A 1453-nucleotide genomic window follows, 5' to 3' on the forward strand; every position below is an offset into this window, starting at 1 on the left:
GGTGGGGGTGATGGCGTGCCTTTTGAAGAATGAGCCTGCGAGTTAGTGGCACGTGGCGAGGTTAACCTGTGTGGGGTAGCCGTAGCGAAAGCGAGTCTGAAGAGGGCGTTTTGAGTCGCGTGTTCTAGACCCGAAGCGGGGTGATCTAGCCATGGGCAGGTTGAAGCGTGGGTAAGACTGCGTGGAGGACCGAACCCACCAACGTTGAAAAGTTGGGGGATGACCTGTGGTTAGGGGTGAAAGGCCAATCAAACTCCGTGATAGCTGGTTCTCCCCGAAATGCATTTAGGTGCAGCGTCGTGTGTTTCTTGCCGGAGGTAGAGCACTGGATGGTCTAGGGGGCCTACAAGCTTACCGAAATCAGCTAAACTCCGAATGCCGGTAAGTGAGAGCGCGGCAGTGAGACTGCGGGGGATAAGCTTCGTAGTCGAGAGGGAAACAGCCCAGATCACCAGCTAAGGCCCCTAAGCGTGTGCTAAGTGGAAAAGGATGTGGGGTCGCTTAGACAACCAGGAGGTTGGCTTAGAAGCAGCCATCCTTTAAAGAGTGCGTAATAGCTCACTGGTCAAGTGGTTCCGCGCCGACAATGTAGCGGGGCTCAAGCACACCGCCGAAGCTGTGGCATTCACATTTTACTCGGCCGACATCTTTCGGGGTGTGGGTCCAGGTGTGTGGATGGGTAGGGGAGCGTCGTATGGCGGGTGAAGCGGCGGGGTGACCCAGCCGTGGACGCCATACGAGTGAGAATGCAGGCATGAGTAGCGAATGAAGAGTGAGAACCTCTTCCGCCGAATGACCAAGGGTTCCAGGGCCAGGCTAATCCGCCCTGGGTGAGTCGGGGCCTAAGGCGAGGCCGAGAGGCGTAGTCGATGGATAACGGGTTGATATTCCCGTACCCGCGAAGGAACGCCCAAGACGAACCTTCATGTACTAACCACCCGAAACTGGTGAGGACTTCGGTTCGAGCCGGCAGAGCGTGGGACCTTGTGGGGTAGTAGTTTAGCGATGGGGTGACGCAGGAAGGTAGCTGGTCCCAGGCGGTGGTTGTCCTGGGGTAAGCGTGTAGCCCGGACTATAGGCAAATCCGTAGTCTATTAAGGGTGAGACGTGATGCCGAGCCGTTTCAGGTGAAGTCAGTGATCCTATGCTGCCGAGAAAAGCCTCTAGCGATGTTCCGAGCGGCCCGTACCCTAAACCGACACAGGTGGTCAGGTAGAGAATACCGAGGCGACGGGTGAACTGTGGTTAAGGAACTCGGCAAATTGCCCCCGTAACTTAGGGAGAAGGGGGGCCGGACGCGTGAAGCCCCTTTGCGGGTGGAGCGTGGTATGGCCGCAGAGAGCAGGGGGAAGCGACTGTTTACTAAAAACACAGGTCCATGCCAAGTCGTAAGACGATGTATATGGACTGACGCCTGCCCGGTGCTGGAACGTTAAGGGGACCTGTTAGCCTT

The 1453-nt window shown here is 57.0% G+C and carries 1 rRNA gene (cut by a window edge); it reads left to right on the plus strand.

Annotated elements, in window-relative coordinates:
- Positions 1-1453 (plus strand): 23S ribosomal RNA (locus ACZ3I4_RS47795) (its annotated part continues 1127 nt past the right edge of the window); the annotation flags it as partial.

It is taken from the genome of Actinoplanes sp. NPDC021490 (assembly GCF_055562135.1).